The 5,767-nt window shown below is 69.6% G+C and carries 6 protein-coding genes and 1 pseudogene; 5 read left to right on the plus strand and 2 right to left on the minus strand.

Annotation, left to right across the window (positions count from 1 at the left end; translation table 11 throughout):
* Window positions 1-561: pseudogene (locus VN520_RS08130) on the minus strand (regulator); the annotation flags it as partial.
* A gap of 304 nt (window positions 562-865) precedes the next feature.
* Between VN520_RS08130 and lipB the strand changes: the two are divergent.
* From lipB to VN520_RS08150, 4 genes are all read left to right on the plus strand, one after another.
* Complete coding sequence (gene lipB, locus VN520_RS08135; protein WP_325746175.1) at window positions 866-1,687, plus strand: lipoyl(octanoyl) transferase LipB; 822 nt, start codon at window positions 866-868, stop codon at window positions 1,685-1,687.
* 129 nt (window positions 1,688-1,816) lie between these two features.
* Window positions 1,817-2,785 carry a lipoyl synthase gene (lipA, locus tag VN520_RS08140; protein ID WP_325746176.1) on the plus strand — a complete coding sequence of 323 codons (969 nt, stop codon included), beginning with the start codon at window positions 1,817-1,819 and terminating at the stop codon, window positions 2,783-2,785.
* A 270-nt stretch (window positions 2,786-3,055) separates the two neighbouring features.
* Window positions 3,056-3,256, plus strand: coding sequence for a hypothetical protein (locus VN520_RS08145; RefSeq protein ID WP_325746177.1), 201 nt, complete (start codon window positions 3,056-3,058; stop codon window positions 3,254-3,256).
* 30 nt (window positions 3,257-3,286) lie between these two features.
* A complete protein-coding gene (locus VN520_RS08150) occupies window positions 3,287-3,994 on the plus strand; it encodes a DUF4191 domain-containing protein (protein ID WP_325746178.1) in 708 nt (235 codons plus the stop codon).
* A 73-nt stretch (window positions 3,995-4,067) separates the two neighbouring features.
* Here VN520_RS08150 and VN520_RS08155 read toward each other — a convergent pair whose 3' ends face one another.
* A complete protein-coding gene (locus tag VN520_RS08155) occupies window positions 4,068-4,535 on the minus strand; it encodes an RDD family protein (RefSeq protein WP_325746179.1) in 468 nt (155 codons plus the stop codon).
* Between the two features lie 222 nt (window positions 4,536-4,757).
* Here VN520_RS08155 and glnA point away from each other — a divergent pair.
* Window positions 4,758-5,767 (plus strand): type I glutamate--ammonia ligase (gene glnA, locus VN520_RS08160; RefSeq protein ID WP_325746180.1); only part of this gene is annotated, 1,010 nt, incomplete at its 3' end.

Genomic DNA, 5,767 nt, shown 5'->3' on the forward strand with positions numbered 1-5,767 from the left:
CCCGTCGGCCGGGTGGAACCCGTGCGGGGAGCGGGCCGCGTGAGCTTCCGCGGGCGTGCGCGGGGAGGGCAGGCCGGGGGTGCCGTTCGCACGGTCCGGACGATCGCCCCGGCCGACCCGTTCGTCGGCCCGCCCGATCAGCCAGTCCCGGCTGGGGACGACCAGTCCGGCGGGCGTGAACGCGATCTTGCGCAGCTCCGCATGGCTGCCCGAGTCCTTGCGCCACAGCCCGCTGACGATGTCCACCGCTTCCGCGGGCGTGGCCGCGAACTCCAGGCCGGCGTAGACGGGCGCGCACGCGTCCAGACCGAGGTCCTGCGCGGACAGACGGCGGCCGAGCCGTCTGGTGAAGACCTCGGCGATCAGCGCGGGCGTGGTGCCCCGGGGCTGCTGGCCGCGCAGCCAGCGGGTCACCGAGGTCTTGTCGTACCGCAGGTCGAGCCCGTGTTCGAGGCCGAGCTGGTCCACCCGGCGGGCCAGGCCCGCATGGGAGAACCCTGCTTCCGCGATGAGGGCAGCGAGCCGCCGGTTCGGGGTGCGCTGCGGAGGTCGTTCCGACATCAGCTGCAAGGTCTCCTGCCTTCGGCGCCGGGCGGGCAGCCCTTACGGGCTCCCCCACGAGTGGGAGCGGGCGAGCCCGTCATGGAACGGCGCGAATGTAACTGCCTCTGCGGCGGCTCCCACGGCCTTCGCTCCACATTCATCCGATCGTGTGAGGATTGTCGGAGCGCTGACAGGAGTCCACCCGCCCGCGGCCTGCCGGACCCCGTGTTCCGGAGCGGTCGTACAGTGGCTCGGGGCGCGCATGGACGCATGGTGACGTGGCTCCGGGGCTGCCCCCGGCACCACGAGTAGGGAGACCCGAGTGAGTGAGCTGCGGTTCGTCCGTCTGGGATTCGGTGAGGAACGGGTCGACTACCAGGAGGCCTGGCAGAAGCAGCGCGAGGTGCATGCCGCCCGGTTCGAGGACGCCGTCCCCGACACCTGCCTGCTCCTCGAGCACCCGCCCGTCTACACGGCGGGACGGCGCACCACGGAGAGCGAACGCCCGCTGGACGGCACCCCCGTCGTCGACGTCGACCGCGGCGGGAAGATCACCTGGCACGGTCCGGGACAGCTCGTCGGCTACCCGATCATGAAGCTGCCCCGCCCGGTGGACGTGGTCGCCCATGTCCGCCGCCTGGAGGACGCACTGATCCGTACGGCCGCCGAGTTCGGCGTGGAGACCAGCCGGGTCGAGGGCCGCAGCGGTGTCTGGGTCCTCGGTGACCCGGTCGAGGACCGCCCCGCGCCCGGCGGGCTCTCGCTCGACTTCGACCCCCGGCTGAACGACGAGGAGTTCGACCCCCGGCTGAACGGCCCCCAGTACGCGCCGTCCAACGCCGGCCAGCGCCGCGAGGACCGCAAGCTGGCCGCGATCGGCATCCGGGTCGCCAAGGGCGTGACCATGCACGGCTTCGCACTGAACGTGAACCCGGACAACACCTGGTTCGACAGGATCGTGCCGTGCGGCATCCGGGACGCGGGCGTGACCTCGCTCTCGTACGAGCTGGGCCGCGAGCTCACGATCGCCGAAGTCCTCCCCGTCGCGGAGAAACACCTGAGGGACGTCCTGGAGAACGCGGAGCTCGCGCCCCGGGCCGTCGTCGGGGCCCCGGAGCCCCCGAAGGCCGCAGCGCCCGCCTGAGAGCCCGCGCGGGCCGCTGGAACAGAGCCCCTGGGCCACAGGTCGGCCGTACGTAACACCGTTCTGACCACGGGCGTACCCTGGTGTTCGCCGAAGAATCCGATGCAGCGAAAGCAAAGGGGTGCCGGAGTGTCCGGTGTCGCACCCGACGGGCGCAAGATGCTGCGCCTGGAGGTCCGAAACAGCCAGACCCCCATCGAGCGCAAGCCCGAGTGGATCAAAACCCGGGCGAAGATGGGCCCCGAGTACACGAAGATGCAGGCGCTCGTGAAGGGCGAAGGCCTGCACACCGTGTGCCAGGAGGCCGGCTGTCCGAACATCTACGAGTGCTGGGAGGACCGCGAGGCGACGTTCCTCATCGGCGGCGACCAGTGCACCCGGCGCTGCGACTTCTGCCAGATCGACACGGGCAAGCCCCAGGCGCTGGACCGTGACGAGCCCCGCCGCGTGGGCGAGTCCGTCGTGACGATGGACCTGAACTACGCCACGATCACCGGCGTCGCGCGCGACGACCTGGACGACGGCGGCGCGTGGCTGTACGCGGAGACCGTGCGCCAGATCCACGCGCAGACCGCCGGCCGGGAGGGCGGCGCCACGAAGGTGGAGCTGCTCATCCCCGACTTCAACGCGGAGCCCGCGCAGCTGGCCGAGGTCTTCTCCTCGCGCCCCCAGGTGCTCGCGCACAACGTCGAGACGGTGCCGCGGATCTTCAAGCGGATCCGGCCCGGCTTCCGTTACGAGCGCTCCCTGGAGGTCATCACGCGGGCCCGGGAGGCCGGCCTGGTGACGAAGTCCAACCTGATCCTCGGCATGGGCGAGACCCGCGAGGAAGTCAGCGAGGCGCTCCAGGACCTGCACGACGCGGGTTGCGAGCTCATCACGATCACGCAGTACCTCCGGCCCTCCGCACGGCACCACCCGGTCGAGCGCTGGGTGAAGCCGCACGAGTTCGTGGAGCTGAAGGACGAGGCCGACGCGATCGGCTACTCCGGCGTCATGTCGGGGCCGCTGGTGCGTTCCTCGTACCGTGCGGGACGGCTCTTCCAGCAGGCGATGGAGCGGCGCGGCGCGACCGCCGTGGCCGCTCAGGCCGTGTGAATCGGCGCACAAGGATCTACTGAACGGTAATAGCCGCAGCGACGCGGCCCGTACGTCTCCCGCAGGTCGGGGGCCCGTATGGGCCGCGTCGGCGTGCGGGGAGCCGGAATCAGAGTTTCATTGGTGTTTGACCGACCGGTCATGCACTGGTAACACCGAGCAGTGACCCTAGGTACACACGCGGTGGCTCCCGCAGCCGCCGTCGTCATTGCTTCCCGCTGTCCAGTGCGCGCCGGGCGCGCGCATACGTTCCGAGGGGGAACACCCGCCATGCACGCCGCACCGGTACGAGCCCATACCCTCCCGACCGTCACCACCGCACTCCGCGCGGTCGAGTCGCTGCTGATGAGCAGCGGCCAGCGCACCGCCCGCCGCAACGCCTGGACGGCGGTCCTGGAGGACCGCCGCCGGGCCCAGGACCGGGTCGAGGCGGAGTACGTGCTCAAGGCTGTGGCCGACCACCGTTCCTAGGCCGGTCCCGAGCCACGTAAACTTCGGTACATGGCGAGGAAGGCACACACTGACGGCGCGGACAGCGCCGAGAACGCAGGGCGGCTCAAGCAGATCGCCCTGACCTACAAGATGACCAGGCGGTCGGACCCCAAGGTGGGTCTTGTCGTCGCGGGTGTGGGAATCATCACCTTCGGTGTCCTCCTCGCCATCGGTTTCCTGATCGGTCACCCGGTCTACGCGGGCATCCTGGGCTTCGTACTGGCGTTCCTCGCGATGGCGATCATCTTCGGACGGCGGGCGGAGCGCGCGGCCTTCGGCCAGATGGAGGGCCAGCCGGGCGCAGCCGCGGCGGTGCTGGACCGGGTGGGCCGCGGCTGGACCACGACACCGGCCGTCGCGATGAACCGCAGCCAGGACGTCGTCCACCGGGCGGTCGGCAAGGCGGGCATCGTCCTGGTGGCCGAGGGCAACCCGAACCGGGTGAAGAGCCTGCTGGCGGCCGAGAAGAGGCGGATGGCCCGCATCGTCCTCGACGTACCGGTGCACGACATCATCGTCGGCGACGGCGAGGGCCAGGTGCCGCTGAAGAAGGTGCGCACCACGATGCTGAAGCTCCCCCGGGTCCTGACCGGCCCGCAGGTGACGGCGGCCAATGACCGGCTCCGGGCGATGGGCGACCTGATGAGCAACATGCCGTTGCCGAAGGGGCCCATGCCCAAGGGCATGCGGATGCCGCGCGGCGGAAAGATGCGCTGACCGGGCACGGACCTACGGGAGCGCCCCGGACGACGCACATCGTCCGGGGCGCTCCCGCTTTTCTGTCCGCGTCTCAGGTGCGGACCTGGACGGCGCGGGCCAGCCGGTCGTGGAGGCCTCGGCTGTCGCGGTCCCAGACGACGGCCGGGATCACCAGGAGGAGCAGCACACTCCGGACGACGACCCGCACGACACCGAGCCGTTCGCCGTCCTCGCCGATGACCCGCAGCCCCAGAAGCCGCTTGCCGGGGGTGGAACCGACCGTTCCGACGGTCAGCAGGCTCATGACGAGAAAGATGGCGAGCGCCCAGTTCCCCGCCGCCTGCTGGTCACCGCGAGCGATCAGTCCGTATGCGATCACCATGCACACGGCCCAGTCGATGAAGAGGGCCCCGAAGCGCCGGCCGGGCGGGGCCACGGACCCCGGGCCTTCCTGGGGCAGACCGAGGCGCTCGCCCCGGTAACCGAAGTCGGCGCCCATCTGCTCGGCCGCCGCGCGCGGCCCCGAGAGCCACGAACCGATTGCTTGCCTGTTGTCCACCCGTCCACGGTACTGCGCCCGCGTTTGCACCTTGCCGGGCGGGGCACCGGACACGTCGCCGAGGTGCCGCCCGCAGGCGCCCTGGTTAACTTGTGCGAAACAAATGGGTCATGCTGGAGAAATCCCGGCTGCCTATGGTCAGGTCCAGCGTGTGCCACCGCACTGGCCACACAGACGAGCTGCAACCCCGCCCTTTCCCGGGTCGGGAGTAGGAGGAGTTGGATGTTCCAGAACGCCGACGAAGTCCAGAAGTACATCGCCGACAACGACGTCAAGTTCGTCGACGTCCGGTTCTGCGACCTGCCGGGTGTGATGCAGCACTTCACGATCCCGGCGGCGTCCTTCGACCCGGCCGAGGAACTGGCTTTCGACGGCTCGTCGATCCGCGGCTTCCAGGCGATCCACGAGTCCGACATGGCGCTCCGCGCGGACCTGACGACGGCCCGTGTCGACCCGTTCCGCCGCGACAAGACCGTGAACATCAACTTCTTCATCCACGACCCGATCACCGGCGAGCAGTACAGCCGTGACCCGCGGAACGTGGCCAAGAAGGCCGAGGCCTACCTCGCGTCGACCGGCATCGCCGACACCGCGTACTTCGGTCCCGAGGCCGAGTTCTACGTCTTCGACAACGTCCGCTTCCAGACGTCGGCGAACGAGAGCTTCTACCACATCGACTCCGAGGCCGGCGCCTGGAACACCGGTGCGGTCGAGAACAACCGTGGTTACAAGGTCCGCTACAAGGGCGGCTACTTCCCGACCCCGCCGGTCGACCACTTCGCCGACCTGCGCGCCGAGATCTCCATGGAGCTGGACAAGAACGGCCTCCAGGTCGAGCGCCAGCACCACGAGGTCGGCACCGCCGGCCAGGCCGAGATCAACTACAAGTTCAACACGCTGCTCGCCGCGGCCGACGACCTGATGCTCTTCAAGTACATCGTGAAGAACGTCGCCTGGCGCAACGGCAAGACCGCGACCTTCATGCCGAAGCCGATCTTCGGCGACAACGGCTCGGGCATGCACTGCCACCAGTCGATCTGGAACAACGGCGAGCCGCTGTTCTACGACGAGACCGGGTACGCCGGCCTCTCCGACATGGCGCGCTACTACATCGGCGGCATCCTCAAGCACGCCCCGTCGCTGCTGGCCTTCACCAACCCGACGGTGAACTCCTACCACCGCCTGGTCCCCGGCTTCGAGGCCCCGGTCAACATGGTGTACTCGCAGCGCAA

The sequence above is a fragment of the Streptomyces sp. genome (assembly GCF_035563135.1).
GTDB lineage: Bacteria > Actinomycetota > Actinomycetes > Streptomycetales > Streptomycetaceae > Streptomyces.